14 protein-coding genes and 1 pseudogene are annotated in these 13,822 nt (G+C 39.6%); 13 read left to right on the top strand and 2 right to left on the bottom strand.

All coding sequences use genetic code 11. From position 1 onward, the window contains the following. Window positions 1–54: 54 nt before the first annotated feature. Window positions 55–699, top strand: a complete 645-nt coding sequence (gene ribB, locus B7E04_RS01285; RefSeq protein ID WP_080776806.1) for a 3,4-dihydroxy-2-butanone-4-phosphate synthase — start codon at window positions 55–57, stop codon at window positions 697–699. Window positions 700–1,094: 395 nt separating this feature from the next. On the opposite strand, the gene B7E04_RS01280 is transcribed toward ribB, so the two are convergent. Continuing rightward, window positions 1,095–3,179 carry a TonB-dependent receptor plug domain-containing protein gene (locus tag B7E04_RS01280; protein ID WP_080776932.1) on the bottom strand — a complete coding sequence of 695 codons (2,085 nt, stop codon included), beginning with the start codon at window positions 3,177–3,179 and terminating at the stop codon, window positions 1,095–1,097. Between the two features lie 152 nt (window positions 3,180–3,331). Here B7E04_RS01280 and B7E04_RS01275 point away from each other — a divergent pair, with 152 nt between their 5' ends. The 7 genes from B7E04_RS01275 (at window position 3,332) to B7E04_RS01245 (ending at window position 8,441) form a co-directional block, all read left to right on the top strand. Then, the gene (locus B7E04_RS01275; RefSeq protein WP_139785306.1) at window positions 3,332–3,730 is read left to right on the top strand and encodes a hypothetical protein; all 399 of its coding nucleotides are present in this window, start codon (window positions 3,332–3,334) and stop codon (window positions 3,728–3,730) included. Next, window positions 3,727–4,035 carry a hypothetical protein gene (locus B7E04_RS01270; protein ID WP_080776801.1) on the top strand — a complete coding sequence of 103 codons (309 nt, stop codon included), beginning with the start codon at window positions 3,727–3,729 and terminating at the stop codon, window positions 4,033–4,035. The genes B7E04_RS01275 and B7E04_RS01270 overlap by 4 nt, the downstream gene beginning before the upstream one ends. A gap of 113 nt (window positions 4,036–4,148) precedes the next feature. Further along, window positions 4,149–4,901 carry a DUF3575 domain-containing protein gene (locus B7E04_RS01265; RefSeq protein ID WP_080776798.1) on the top strand — a complete coding sequence of 251 codons (753 nt, stop codon included), beginning with the start codon at window positions 4,149–4,151 and terminating at the stop codon, window positions 4,899–4,901. A 73-nt stretch (window positions 4,902–4,974) separates the two neighbouring features. Then, on the top strand, window positions 4,975–5,526 hold the full coding sequence (locus B7E04_RS01260; protein WP_165439393.1) for a DUF2975 domain-containing protein: 552 nt from the start codon (window positions 4,975–4,977) through the stop codon (window positions 5,524–5,526). A gap of 2 nt (window positions 5,527–5,528) precedes the next feature. Continuing rightward, window positions 5,529–5,741: a helix-turn-helix domain-containing protein gene (locus tag B7E04_RS01255; protein ID WP_080776793.1), complete on the top strand. Its 213-nt coding sequence runs from the start codon at window positions 5,529–5,531 to the stop codon at window positions 5,739–5,741. A gap of 6 nt (window positions 5,742–5,747) precedes the next feature. Then, a complete protein-coding gene (locus tag B7E04_RS01250) occupies window positions 5,748–7,007 on the top strand; it encodes a metallophosphoesterase (protein ID WP_080776791.1) in 1,260 nt (419 codons plus the stop codon). A gap of 141 nt (window positions 7,008–7,148) precedes the next feature. Beyond that, entirely contained in the window at window positions 7,149–8,441 is a 1,293-nt protein-coding gene (locus tag B7E04_RS01245; protein ID WP_080776789.1) for an MFS transporter, read from the top strand. A gap of 53 nt (window positions 8,442–8,494) precedes the next feature. Here B7E04_RS01245 and B7E04_RS01240 read toward each other — a convergent pair whose 3' ends face one another. Next, complete coding sequence (locus tag B7E04_RS01240) at window positions 8,495–8,707, bottom strand: hypothetical protein (RefSeq protein WP_080776787.1); 213 nt, start codon at window positions 8,705–8,707, stop codon at window positions 8,495–8,497. A gap of 550 nt (window positions 8,708–9,257) precedes the next feature. Between B7E04_RS01240 and B7E04_RS01235 the strand changes: the two genes are divergently transcribed. The 5 genes and pseudogenes from B7E04_RS01235 (at window position 9,258) to B7E04_RS01215 (ending at window position 13,768) form a co-directional block, all read left to right on the top strand. Further along, a complete protein-coding gene (locus B7E04_RS01235) occupies window positions 9,258–10,109 on the top strand; it encodes an alpha/beta fold hydrolase (protein ID WP_080776785.1) in 852 nt (283 codons plus the stop codon). Then, window positions 10,109–10,580: pseudogene (locus B7E04_RS01230) on the top strand (RNA polymerase sigma factor). The gene B7E04_RS01235 and the pseudogene B7E04_RS01230 overlap by 1 nt, the downstream one beginning before the upstream one ends. Next, on the top strand, window positions 10,570–11,172 hold the full coding sequence (locus tag B7E04_RS01225; protein WP_080776782.1) for a hypothetical protein: 603 nt from the start codon (window positions 10,570–10,572) through the stop codon (window positions 11,170–11,172). The pseudogene B7E04_RS01230 and the gene B7E04_RS01225 overlap by 11 nt, the downstream one beginning before the upstream one ends. Then, entirely contained in the window at window positions 11,156–11,767 is a 612-nt protein-coding gene (locus B7E04_RS01220) for a class I SAM-dependent methyltransferase (RefSeq protein WP_080776781.1), read from the top strand. Before B7E04_RS01225 ends, B7E04_RS01220 begins: the two co-directional genes overlap by 17 nt. A 216-nt stretch (window positions 11,768–11,983) precedes the next feature. Further along, window positions 11,984–13,768 (top strand): GEVED domain-containing protein, encoded by a 1,785-nt coding sequence (locus B7E04_RS01215; protein WP_080776780.1) that lies wholly within the window; start codon window positions 11,984–11,986, stop codon window positions 13,766–13,768. The last annotated feature ends 54 nt before the right edge of the window (window positions 13,769–13,822 follow it).

The following is a 13,822-nucleotide window of genomic DNA, read 5'->3' as shown; positions in this document are numbered from 1 at the left end:
CGTGTTTCATTTCCATGTACCGAAGACTATTTTAACTTTTAAAAGTAAAATAACATGGAAAAATTATTAGAACAATTTGGAGCAACCTCCACAGAACGTGTAGAAAATGCACTTCTAAAACTACAACAGGGAAAAGGAATTCTTTTAGTAGATGATGAAAACCGCGAAAACGAAGGTGATATCATCTTTCCCGCATCCACCATTACAGAAAAAGACATGGCACTTCTGATCCGCGAATGCAGCGGCATTGTCTGCCTATGCATTTCGGAAGAAAAAAGCAGACATCTCAATCTTCGTCCTATGGTGGAAGCCAACAATTCAAAAAACCAAACCGCATTCACCATTTCAATAGAAGCTAAAGAAGGAGTGGAATCCGGAGTTTCTGCGAAAGACCGTGTCACAACGATTAGAACAGCCGTAGCAGAAAATGCGGAAGCCGCCCACATTGCAAGTCCGGGACATGTTTTCCCGTTGGTAGCTAAAAAAGGAGGTGTTTTCGAAAGACGTGGCCACACGGAAGGCAGTGTAGATCTTGTGAAAATGGCCAATCTTGGTGATGATGCCGTGCTTTGCGAGCTGACCAATGAAGACGGCTCTATGGCAAGGCTTCCGGAAATCGTTGATTTTGCGATTCAGAAAGAGATGTGTGTGGTGACTATCGAGGATATCCACGCATATCGTACCATCATGAGCAACTAAACATTATAGATAACGCACAGAATCCCCGCCCGGCTTTGCCGGGCGGGAATTTTATTTAGATCCTATATTCCTTTTACCTTTAAGAATGATGTTTTTAATCTAAAATCTCACGCAGATTTTGCAGATGATGCAGATCTAGTGTGAAACATTAATAATACTCAAGAAGTCAGGAATTAAGAAATTCAAAGAAAATTCCCACACCTTCATCACAGTCAACACAGTTGACTGAATCTTTGATTACTTAAAATCGAAAGTCTATTCATTAAAACTTTGCGTGAAAAAAATACACAAATTCAATTTGAAATATTAAGAATATTGAAGAAGTGAAGCTCCTCTTAATATTCTTAACAACTTAATAAAAATCTTAATGGTTAAATATTTTACAGGTTTTCATTTTAGAAAGTAGCCGCCGGAGCCGTCTCATTATTCAGTTTTCTCTGAATTTCCGTTTTCTTCCCTTTTGAGAAATCAAAGCTTACCCCAAGAACAAACATGGATTTGTTATTCATAATCCGGGTGTGGGTATTATAATCCACCAGGCTTTCCGGAAGGCTTTTCGTTTTATATTCCGAAGGCATCCCAAGCCAGTACATTCCCGCAGTAAAGCTCCAGCTGTTCAGTTTATAGCTTGCAAAAATATGATTCTGGTTCTCATTGGTGTTCAAGAAGGCCCCATTCAGGGTGTAGACAGGCATATTGAACATATACTGTATACTGAAGGACTTATACTCTGAAGACACAACAAAATTATTAGCGAAATAATCATTCCTGATCAATGCTCCTTTACTCGTCCTTAAAGTTTCTGAAGTAGGGGTCAGCACGGCTTTCAACACCAGTACATTGTTTCCGAATGGTTTATAAGAACCGGTCAGCTTCACTCCATATCGCTGGGCATTTTTCCCGTTTTCGTACGTCAGCGCATAGCCTCCGAACGTATCATCCAGGATATAATACTGATTGATCACCCGGTCTGTATATCTGTAGAACAGGGCTGCATTAAAATCAAACTTTTTATTGTTAAAGGAATAAATTAAAGTATTGGAAAAATTCTGCTGCGATTTCAGGAAAGGATTTCCCTTCTGCACGATATTCGGGGCCAGCTGAACCACATTGCTGCTGAGTGCACTGCTCCAGGGGCTTGTAGGGCTGTAGCTGCTGGTAAACCTCAGGCTCTGGTTACTTTTAAGCTGATAGCCTAAAATAACTTTTGGTGTAAACGACCATTCATCAAAAGTATTCTCAGCACTTTTATTATGGATATTGGTAAGTCCTGCCCCGATTCTGTAGCTGAATTGATCCGCTTTTCCGGAGAATTCCGAATAAAAATACTGCTCCAGATAATGAACTTTATACTGTGAATATCCGGCAAGATTATTCAGATCATTTGAAATAGCGGTGCTGGAAACCCGGTACCCTGAAGAAAGCTTTCCAGCCTTGAAATCATGGGTGTGGGCGAGTTCACCGACAAAATTAGTCTGCTCCGTTTTCAGGATCATCTCATTATCATATACCGAAATTCCGGAAGGCACGATCCATTCTCTGGCAGATTCCGTGGTGTTGGTTTTATAATGGGAACCTACCAGATTTAAGCTCAGCTCATCTTTAGGTCCGATTTTTTTGGAGTAATAGAGGTCCAGCTTCGGAATTACATAATTTGAACCGTTATTTTTAAACATTTCGTGCTCTTCAGCGGAATTATCCTTCGTAAAAATACTTTCTCCTGTCCCTTTTGAAAACCTGCTGAAAATATCTGTGGTAAGCTTAGCCTGAAAAGCATAATCATCAGGAACGAGGCGGGTGTAGCGCAGGGCAATATTCTGGGCAGTATATCCGAAATGGTCTTTCCTGTTTTCTTCCGAGCGGTAATGTTCTCCATGGAGGTCATAATCATAAATACTCCGAACCTTACGGTTGTCATAATCCCTTAAGTTAAGGGAATATTCTAATCCAAAATTATTTTTCCCTTTTGTAAAATTAGCATAAGCTGATCCGTTGATAAACCCGGTCGTTAATCCGGACATCAGATCAGCCCCGAAAACATACCCTGTTTCATTGGATTTTGTAATGATATTGACCACCATATCTGCCCTCGAAGCCCATCTGGCGGGCGGGATGTCATAATATTCCACCTTTACCACTTCACTGGGCGGTATACTGCGGATCTGCAGGTCTGTAGCCTCTACCCCGTTGATCAGGAAAAGAGAGGTTCCGCCTTTTGTGCTTGTAATGGTATTAGACACAGGGTCCAGCTGCAGTTCAGGAAGAGTCTGAAGCAGGTCTTTAGCATACCTGGCCCTTTCTAATGCTTCTTTATCGAAGGTATAAACGGATCTGTCTGCAAACTGTTTCTTGCGCTGGGATTTAATAATCACTTCCTGGATCTCCTGAGTATCTGTGGTAATGGTATCATTTTTAACCTGCTCCTGTGAAAACATAAAGACACCACAAAGAAAGAACAGAGAACATATACATTTTTTCATAGCAGAATTGGAATAGTATGAAAATAAGACATCCCATATTCCGGATCCATTACATCTCATACCTGCTTTTCAGAATATTAAAACTGAATAGATAAAGCCTGTTTATGACTATCCTTACCGTAAATATTTATTTTTTGAATACCTTAGCACACATGAAAAAATTCGTGACCTTTATTTTTATTATACTCATTCTTCTTCCAATGGTCATTTATTTGAATCCTTTTACCTGGGGTATGAGAAAAATAAGAAGATATGAGCCCAGTCAGAAAACAGCAGAACTGATGATGAACCTCAAAAAAAAATACCGTACGGACCTGGATATCAGCGACGGGCCGGACACCTTATGGTATTTCCGGGATCTCAAGCTGCATAAAATACAGAAACTGGAGCATTTCCATCTTATATATCTCGGTGAAAAACCTGAAAATAAAGATACGATCCGAATGTTTGTGGACGATTTCAGGAAACAATTCCCGCACAGAAAATATTTTGACTCTATCATCGTCAGCAAACGATTTGACAAAATTATTTACAAAACATCTCTTCAATGAAAATTTTAACTGTTTACCGACTCCAGACTGCGGTTTATGTGATGATTATTCTTTTCGGGATTCAGCATTTTCTCTTTGCAGATTTCAATTTCAGCTTAAGCTTCTACGAATCCGTCGTGACGGGTTTTCTTGCTGCGTCTGTTCTAGTAACCTTATATTCACTGGTGGCACTGATTGTTGAGGGGATCATTACATTGAACCGGAAAGCCATGGTGAAAGCTGAACTAAAATCCCTGTTCATCAATCTGATGCTTTATTATATGGTCATTGGTGTCAGCCTTTACCTTCTGACGCAGGTCAGATAACAAAACAATAAACAAATCATTATTTTTAAGTTAAAAATAAAATCATATTGAAATTTTATTGATTATTTGCCCGCTTTTTGCTGATACTATTTTACACCACAAAATATAGAGTCATGAAAAAGTTACTCATCTTCATTCCATGTTTCCTGTTTTCTCAGACAGATGCTCAGGAAGTTCAGGCTGTTCCCGCCGATAAAATGAATATCATAAAAACCAATGTGACAGCCTATGCATTCAGAAACATCAACCTTTCCTATGAAAGAGCAATTACCCAATGGTTCTCTTTAAATATCGGTTTTGGAACCATGACACAGGGAAAAGTACCTTTCATTAACTCCTTTCTGAAGGAGGAAGACGAAAAAAGATTTCAGAATCTGAGGGTGAAAGCCACGAATTTTACCATAGAACCCCGGTTTTATATAGGGAAGGGATATGGAAAAGGCTTTTATTTTGCTCCTTATTACCGGTATTCTGATGTTTCCTCGAACAGCTTTGATTTCTACTATGACTATGACGCTATCGACGGAAACACCTACCAGATCCCGCTTAAAGGCCAGGGCAGCACCAACGGAAACAGCGGCGGCCTGATGGTAGGTGTACAGTTTTTCCTTACCCGAAGCCAGAATCTGGTCCTTGATTTCTGGATCGCAGGCGCTCATTACGGCAGCGGAAAAGGAGATTTCACGATGACCAGCAACTATACACTGACCCCGGAAATGCAGGCACAGCTTAAAAAAGAAATTGAAAACCTGGATCTTCCTTTTGTAGAGTACACCGTAGAAACCAATGCAAACGGTGCAAAAGTAAAAGTAGATGGTCCATGGGCAGGTTTCCGAAGCGGCTTATCGATCGGATATAGATTTTAATTTATTCAAAAAAAATATTTTTTATCGTAACACAATAAAAATTTATATATTTACAGAAAATAAATGTTGTGTTATGAAAATAATCGGAAAACAATCCCTGGTATCCTGGATCAAGGTTCCCTTTACTATTTTTGCCGGTATCTTTTGTATTTCTTCAGTATGGATATGCAGTCTGGCGTTTTCACATGCTTTTGCAGGAGTTCCCAGTTCGAATATTTCAGAAAAAATATACACCGTTAATGAGAAAACCTACAGCACTCTGCAGGTTCATTATCCTTTTTCCAATGTGATCCTGACCATGAATGACTCCAAGGAAGGCGTATTGCTCGCACTCCTCAACATAATCACCCTATCTTTTTCCCTGGTTTGTGCCTCAAAAATTATCCACGGTTTTTCTACGGACAATGTTTTTAATTCTGCTGTAATTAAAAATTTCAAGATATTAAGCTATGGGTTAATCATTATTGGCTTCATAACATTATGCGTTGATCTCATCCTCGATAACAATCATTTTGATGTTACGCCACCTTCTCTCAGTATCGGCATCGGAATTACCCTTCTGATCATAAAGGAGATATTTGCACAGGGAAATGATTTAAAGGAACAAACCGATTTAACGATTTAAGCATGCCTATTATTTTCAATATTGACGTGATGCTCGCCAAACGCAAAATGCAGTCACAGGAACTCGCCGAAAAAATAGGAATCACCCAGGCCAACCTTTCTATTCTTAAAAACGGAAAAGCAAAGGCTTTAAAAATTTCCACTCTGGAAGCCGTGTGCAAAGCTTTAAACTGCCAGCCGGGCGACCTGATCGAATACCAGCCAGACACTTTGTAATAAAATATGAAAATAAAAAAATTCTTAAAGTGGACAGTCATTGTGATTGTCTCTTACTACGTATTGAGTACACTCTACTTCGGATATGATGATATAGACAGCAAAAAAGGAATCTATAATTTCTATTGGTCGGGGATCAACGGATTATGGAAAAAAGACAAGCCTTTCGGATTCAGGATGAACCAGCCTGTAGAAACTTCTTTTGACGGCACAGACGGGCCTTATATTTTTAATGATAAAATGTTTACCGTCAGCAAAGGCAATGTCTTCAGGGAGGAAAATATTGACCGTACAGCATTGATCCCTGTGAAAACAGACTGTAAAGAGCTTCCTGTCTTCAATATTTCTCTGAGAAATCAATATCCGGTAGAGAACGACCTCTACAATATGCCTGAAAAGCTTATTGCCATTTCTGATATTGAAGGTAATTTCACTGCATTCTACAGCTTTCTTGTGGCCAACCATGTGATTGACGCCAAAGGCCAATGGATTTTTGGAAACGGACATCTTGTGCTTAACGGAGACTTCGTAGACCGGGGCAATCAGGTAACGCAGGTACTCTGGCTGATTTACAACCTGGAAGATCAGGCTTTACAACAAGGCGGAAAGGTCCATTTCATTCTTGGAAACCATGAAATTATGAATCTTTACGGAGATGTATCGTATAATGATTTTAAATATATCGAAGCGGCTAAAAGGGTGAGTAAGCAGAACGGCTGGGAGACCGGACTGAAATATGTATATTCTGAAGAATCTGAATTGGGTAAATGGCTCCGGTCCAAAAATGTAATTGAAAAAACAGGTCGTACGATCTTTGTACACGGAGGATTAAACCACTTGCATGCCGATGGTAAATATTCCATTCATGAGATGAACACAATTTCAAGAAAATATTATGGTAATGGAGGAAATACCGAGAATAAAAGGGAAGCACTCATTTTAAGCTCTACAGACAGTCCATACTGGGACCGCAGGCTGAACTTTGAATGGAAATACAAACTATTATTCAAACTGAACGGAATCAATATTGAAGAAACAAGCCAACAGCAGCTTGACCGGATTCTGAAATATTACAATGCCGACAAAGTAGTGATCGGCCACTCAATTGTGGATGAAATTATGCCGGGTTACAATGGAAAAGTCATCAGGATCGATATCAAACACGGAAAGAAATTCGGCAGCGGACAAACCAAAGGACTCCTTATTGAAAACAAGATCTACTATCAAACAGATGACCAGGGAAATAAGAAGAAACTCAACATCTGAAAAATGACGGCCAGCTAATAAATTATTGCTGCTTGATAAATCACTTATACAAATTCCGTTCAGAAAATCTGAATGGAATTTCTATTTATTGACAGAGAAGATGAATTTTTATTATGTTAAAAAAATTTATATCTTCCTCCTATGAATACGACTCAAATTACAACCGCTCAAAGGATCAAAGCGATCGTCGGCGGTTCTGTAGGAAATCTCGTAGAATGGTACGACTGGTATGCCTACGCCGCATTTGCCATTTATTTTTCCAATTCATTTTTCCCGGATTCCGACATGAATGCGCAGCTGATGAACACAGCGGGCATATTTGCAGTAGGTTTTCTGATGAGACCAATAGGAGGCTGGATATTCGGGAGCATTGCGGATAAAATCGGAAGAAAAAAAGCCATGACTTTATCAGTATTATTGATGTCATTCGGCTCCCTGCTGATTGCCCTCACCCCAACTTATAAAACCATCGGAATCCTGGCACCAGCCTTACTGCTCATCGCCAGACTCTTACAGGGTCTGAGTGTCGGTGGTGAATATGGTGTTTCCGCTACATACCTCAGCGAAATGGCATCGGAAGATAAAAGAGGATTTTATTCGAGTTTCCAGTATGTGACCTTAATCGGAGGCCAGCTGATCGCATTGGGAATACAGTTGGTTTTGCAGAAACTGCTTTTAACTGAAGCTCAGCTTGAAGATTGGGGTTGGAGAATTCCTTTTGTTATTGGGGCACTGCTATCTGTTATCGCCTTATATTTAAGAGCTAATCTTCATGAAACGGAGGCATTTGAGAATAAACAAGGTATTAATGAAAAGAAAAAAGGAACGGTAACAGAACTCCTGAAGCATCCCAAAGAACTCCTTACCGTAGTCGGCCTTACATTAGGCGGAACCCTGGCCTTTTATACATACACCACTTATATGCAGAAATTCCTGGTGAATACCGTACATCTTACCAAAGAACAGTCTACCCTGATATCATTTATTTCGTTATTCATCTTTGCTTGTTTGCAGCCCGTTTTTGGAGCGATATCAGACAGGATCGGGAGAAGGCCGCTTCTGTTAGGTTTTGGAATTATGGGAACGGTATTTACAGTTCCTTTACTTACGGCTTTAAGCACAACGACATCAATGTGGACCGCATTTTTCCTGATTATGGCAGCTTTGATCATCGTCAGCGGCTATACCTCCATCAATGCGGTGGTAAAGGCTGAGCTTTTCCCTTCCGAAATCAGAGCCCTGGGAGTAGGTCTGCCGTATGCGCTAACGGTGGCTATTTTTGGCGGAACGGCGGAATATATTGCCCTTTGGTTCAAACAGGCAGGAACAGAAAGCTATTTTTACTGGTATATTACAGGGTGTATCCTATTTTCACTGATTGTGTATGCCAGAATGAAGGACACTAAAGAAACCTCTACACTGGATCAGGATTAACAATCTATATAAAATTCGGGCGCCGCAGATTCTCTGCGGCGCCCGAATTTATTTTAGTGATATGCTTTTTTGAATTTCTCAATCATGCTATCCAGATTATGACGCTGGACATATACACTTTTCACATCGTCGTATCTCGGTGACTTATAAAAAACCTCGTGAAAATCCATACTTCCGTTGCCTACTTTCACTACTTTCTGCACATCGATGTTTAATTTCTTCAGCTCGTCTTTAAAGACTTCAAATTCATCTTGTATATTATTCATTTCTATTTTGGAATTTTAGTTATAAAAAAAAATCAACTTTATGTCAATACCCCCAATTTGATCCGGGGCATGATCAAAACCTGTAATAAAATTAATGATTTTTTCAATATAATCATCACTCAGATGTAATTTTTTTATTTAATTTAATGGTTAAATACCGATTTTATAATTTTTACCCGAATTCAGAAAATTCCATACGGAAATAAAAGCATAGAAAAATCTTTTGAAACACTGTTTAATTCAGGAAAAAACAGGCGAATAATTATTTTTTCAACGAATAAGATAAAGTCTTAAAAACAAGCATTTTAAATATGAGTTATCTGAAAAATTTATGGAATTAAAAGCAGGGAAGCATGGATGCTCTTGTTATTAAGAATCCTGAAACATCAGAAAGCGTTTTTAATGCAGAAAAAAAATACATTTTGAATTCTTTCTCCCTTAAATAACCCGCAATCGGTTTTATTCAACATATGTAAGAAAATTTAAAATATTCTGTAACATTTTAAAGAAGCAGGTCTCTAAAAGGCATATCCACCTTACAATTTATCCCATGAAAAAATACAGAGTCTTCTTTATCCTGATGCTGGTTTTTGCTGCTGCATGCCATATATCCGGACAGACAAAAAGCTATCCGTTCGAAGTTAAAAAGACAGGAACTGCCGGGCAGTCAATTATATTTATCCCGGGATTCGCGTCTTCCGGAGAAGTATGGAATGAAACTACAGCTCAATTTGAAAAAAATTTCAGCTGCCATGTTTTAACGATGAAAGGCTTCGCAGGTCTAGAACCGGCCGGAGACGCCAGTTTTAAAGACTGGGAAAAAGGAATTGCCGAGTACATAAAGGACCAGAAAATGAAGAAGCCCATCATTATCGGACACAGTATGGGCGGTGGCCTTGCCATGGCGCTCGCAGCAGATTATCCTCAACTGATCTCTAAAATAGTGGTCGTAGATGCACTTCCCTGTCTCGCTGCTTTATCTGATCCCAATTTTAAATCCAAAGAGATTAATGACTGTACTCCGGTTATTACCAGAATGAAATCCATGACGGATGAACAGTTTAAACAAATGCAAACCGGCATGATCCCCCGCCTTGTAGCCGATGTCTCCAAACAGGAAACGGTTATTGGCTGGAGCATCAATTCAGACAGAACTACTTTTGCAAAAATGTACTGTGATTTCTCCAATACCGACCTCCGCGAAAAAATTCAGAATATACAGTGTCCCACCCTTGTTTTGCTGGAGTCTTATTTTGTTAATTTTAAACCGGCTATTGAAAATCAGTATAAAAATTTAAAAAACGCAGATATGAGATATGCTTCGAAGGGCCTTCATTTTATCATGTATGACGATAAGGAATGGTATTTTGAACAGTTGAATAACTTTTTATCATCTCAGTAATGGTATTTGAAGATATATATGAGCTGTACTGGCAGAAGATTTTCCGTTTATGTATGGGATATGTAAATAATGCCGAACTGGCGCAGGATCTTGCACAGGAAACATTTATTATCGTATGGCAGCAGCTTCCGAAGTTCAGGAATGAATCCGGAATCGGAACCTGGATTTTCAGGATTGCGTCTAACCATTGTCTGAAGCAGATCGAAAGGGAGAAAAAATTTACCAAAACAGAGCTCCCCCTGAACCTTGAAGAGAAAAAAACAGGAATCCACAGAGCCGCAGATCCAGCTGCTTTACCAATTTATTTCGGAGCTGCCGGAAACAGACAGGATCATCATTTCTCTTGAGCTGGAAGAGGTAAGACAGGCGGAAATAGCAGCTATCGTTGGACTTTCAGAATCGAACATACGGGTAAAAATTCACAGGATAAAGGAAAAATTAACCAAAAGATTTAAAGAAAATGGCTACTAATATAGATTTCAACAACCTCTGGAAGCAGCAGAACGCCCAAAAACCCAGTATAGAAGAGATGCTGGGTAAACTGAAGAAATTCAGAAGTGAAAATGTAAGAAAACTGATTTTAACCAATATCCTGCTGATCATTACGTGTGCAGGGATTGGACTGATCTGGTACCATTATCAGCCTCAGATGCTTACCACAAAGATTGGAATTGTACTGGTTATCCTGGCTATGGTCATATTTCTGGCTGTTTACAATCAACTTTTTAAGAATTTCCAAAAACTTAGCAGCGGTATTACCAATACGGAATATCTTCAGGGTCTTTATTCATTAAAAAGCAGGCAGAAATTCATCCAGACCACGATGATGAACCTGTATTTCATCATGCTTTCTACAGGAATAGGTCTTTATATGTATGAGTACACTTCACGAATGGAACCCATATATGCTGTGACCGCCTATACAGCCACACTTCTATGGATAGGCATCAACTGGTTTTATTTAAGGCCAAAAACCATCAGTAAACAACAGGCAAAAATTAACGGATTAATTGATAAATTTGAAGAATTAAACAATCAGCTAAAAGATGAATCATCCAAATAAGAATCACTGGGAAACTGTATATGAAACCAAAAATCCTGACGAGGTAAGCTGGACCCAGGAAAAGCCGGAAACTTCTCTTGAACTTATCCGTTCCTGCGGATTGGAAAAGAATGCCCGAATTATTGATATCGGAGGTGGAGACAGTCATCTTGTGGACTTCCTTCTTGAAGAAGGCTATGAAAACATCACCGTTCTCGACATCTCTGCAAAAGCCCTGGAAAAAGCACAAAAAAGATTGGGAGAAAAGGCAGGGAAAGTGACCTGGATTGTTTCAGATATTACGGCTTTTGAACCTCATCAAACGTATGACATCTGGCATGACCGGGCAGCCTTTCACTTCCTGACGGCTCCTGACCAGGTTTCAAAATACATCAGAACCGCCAGTGAAAACGTGACCCAATTTATGATTCTGGGAACTTTTTCAAAGAACGGACCGAAGAAATGCAGCGGACTGGATATCCAGCAATACGACGAAGCCTCACTGGCCAAAACATTTGAATCTGATTTCAGCATAATAAAATGCTTCACCCTGGATCATACCACCCCGTTTGGAACGATCCAGAATTTTGTCTTTTGCCACTTTAAAAAGAATTAGCCGGACTTCTTTAATTCATTTAAACTTTAAAATTTTAACCTAAAAAACTTTTTATCATTATTAAATTAATAATTTTATGTTATATTGTTTATTTTTGACTTTTTAATGAATATTTTAACGTAAAATCAATTTAAAAATAAAAATTCAGCATTATAAATTACATTTCATTAATTTTTTTATTATTTTTACCCGACCTAAATATAATATCAGAATACTATGAAAAAACTACTATTTTTATTAATGTCCGGGACCTTGTGCTCCAGTTTTTATGCACAAAAGCTGGAAGTCGAGGTGTGCGGTACCGACGAGCTGATGCGGAAACATTATGAAAGGTATCCGGAACAGAAAGCCCAGGATGATGCTTTTAATCTTGAGATTTCAAAGCTGATCAAAAGCGGAAAATTTTCCAAAACAATCAATAAAAAACAAGTGTATGAAATTCCTGTTGTGGTGCATGTTGTAAGCGACGGAAGCGCACTTGGCACTGTCAATAACAAATCTGATGCAGATATCATCGCCTGGGTTAATTACACCAACGGGGTTTTCTCCGGAAGCTCAACCAGCGGAATGTCCGCTAACAGTGCGGTGCTGCCGGTGAAATTTGTTTTTGCCAAAGTAGATCCGAACTGTGCTCCTACCAATGGAATCAACAGGATCAATGCTTCCCATCTTCCAAAATATGTAAGTGGTGGGGTGAATGATGACAATACCACCAATGCAGTACCGGCTACTGATATTACCGCTCTGGGAATGTGGGACACCAGCAAATATTACAATATTTACGTAGTTAAAAAACTCACTTCTAATGCAGGAGCCCTGAACGGATATGCTTATTATCCGGGAGGAAGCAAAGATTACTCTTTTATGGCCACCAGTGCTTCTGCTGTGAATAAGCAGACATTAGCCCATGAGTTCGGACATGCATTAGGACTCCGCCATACCCATGAAGGCTACACTGAATCTACGGGCGCCTGCCCTACCAATACGGACTGTACCCTGCAGGGAGACCTGGTATGTGACACGGAACCCATGAAAAGCCTTTACCATTCATCTGTACCGAGCAGCTGCCAGACAGGACAGATCAATCCATGCACGAGTGTAACGTATGCCGGCGGAGAAAGAAATGTAATGGCGTATACTTACTGCTTCAGAGACCTGTTTACCCAGGGACAGACGGACAGAGCCACTGCGCAGCTTCTGCAATACAGACAGTCTTTAATCAATTCTCCGGTGGCTTCCACTACAACACCAAACAACAGTGTTGTGCTGACATCGGCATGTACCCCTTCTTCGATCACCAATCCCGGAAACTTTAATATTGGGGTGACTTCCGTGAAATTCGGGAACATCAATAATTATTCTTCTAATTACAAGCAGGCTGCGAACAATTTTTATGAAAACTTTACGGGTAATTACTGTGCCGGAGTTTCAAAAACAACAATACCTTCCGGATCGGCAACCACTCTTACCGTCGCTCCGGGAACCAGCAACGCCCATATTATAAAAGCCTATATTGATTATAATAACGACGGACAGTTTAATGAAACCACGGAACTTGTCCTCAATCAAAGCGGTGTGAGCAGCGGCTCTTTTGCTACGGCATCTGTAACACCTCCTGCAACCGCAGTCAACAATACTCCTTTGAGAATGAGGGTAATTGGTGAATTCAACGGAACAGCTGTCACAGCATGCTCTACTCCAAAATACGGGCAAGTGGAAGATTATTCCGTAATCATCGAGCGCCAGAATTTACTGGCCGTTGACAATGCCACTAAAACAAGCACCATCAATATCGTTAAAGATGAAAATTCTGTCTATATAAAAAGTGATCTTAAAATTTCTTCACTTCATATTTACGATGCTTCGGGAAGGCTTCTCAGCAACAGAAATGATATAAAATCATCTGAATTCAGATTTCCGGTGAATGAAAAAAACACCGTTTTAACCGTGACTGCCGTGATGGAAAACGGAAAAGTCATCAGTAAAAAATTAAAGTTCTAAACCTTTTATTTTATTAAAAAAATAGAGCCCGGTTTTCACAGGGCTCTATTTTAT

It is taken from the genome of Chryseobacterium phocaeense, assembly GCF_900169075.1.
GTDB lineage: Bacteria > Bacteroidota > Bacteroidia > Flavobacteriales > Weeksellaceae > Chryseobacterium > Chryseobacterium phocaeense.
The sequence above is the reverse complement of the archived record's forward strand: the minus strand, read 5'-3'. Positions and strand labels throughout refer to the sequence as shown.

Coding starts and splice junctions, on each gene's coding strand:
- ribB (WP_080776806.1), top strand. CDS start 55: ATGGAAAAATTATTAGAACAATTTGGAGCAACCTCCACAGAACGTGTA.
- B7E04_RS01280 (WP_080776932.1), bottom strand. CDS start 3,179: ATGAAAAAATGTATATGTTCTCTGTTCTTTCTTTGTGGTGTCTTTATG.
- B7E04_RS01275 (WP_139785306.1), top strand. CDS start 3,332: ATGAAAAAATTCGTGACCTTTATTTTTATTATACTCATTCTTCTTCCA.
- B7E04_RS01270 (WP_080776801.1), top strand. CDS start 3,727: ATGAAAATTTTAACTGTTTACCGACTCCAGACTGCGGTTTATGTGATG.
- B7E04_RS01265 (WP_080776798.1), top strand. CDS start 4,149: ATGAAAAAGTTACTCATCTTCATTCCATGTTTCCTGTTTTCTCAGACA.
- B7E04_RS01260 (WP_165439393.1), top strand. CDS start 4,975: ATGAAAATAATCGGAAAACAATCCCTGGTATCCTGGATCAAGGTTCCC.
- B7E04_RS01255 (WP_080776793.1), top strand. CDS start 5,529: ATGCCTATTATTTTCAATATTGACGTGATGCTCGCCAAACGCAAAATG.
- B7E04_RS01250 (WP_080776791.1), top strand. CDS start 5,748: ATGAAAATAAAAAAATTCTTAAAGTGGACAGTCATTGTGATTGTCTCT.
- B7E04_RS01245 (WP_080776789.1), top strand. CDS start 7,149: ATGAATACGACTCAAATTACAACCGCTCAAAGGATCAAAGCGATCGTC.
- B7E04_RS01240 (WP_080776787.1), bottom strand. CDS start 8,707: ATGAATAATATACAAGATGAATTTGAAGTCTTTAAAGACGAGCTGAAG.
- B7E04_RS01235 (WP_080776785.1), top strand. CDS start 9,258: ATGAAAAAATACAGAGTCTTCTTTATCCTGATGCTGGTTTTTGCTGCT.
- B7E04_RS01225 (WP_080776782.1), top strand. CDS start 10,570: ATGGCTACTAATATAGATTTCAACAACCTCTGGAAGCAGCAGAACGCC.
- B7E04_RS01220 (WP_080776781.1), top strand. CDS start 11,156: ATGAATCATCCAAATAAGAATCACTGGGAAACTGTATATGAAACCAAA.
- B7E04_RS01215 (WP_080776780.1), top strand. CDS start 11,984: ATGAAAAAACTACTATTTTTATTAATGTCCGGGACCTTGTGCTCCAGT.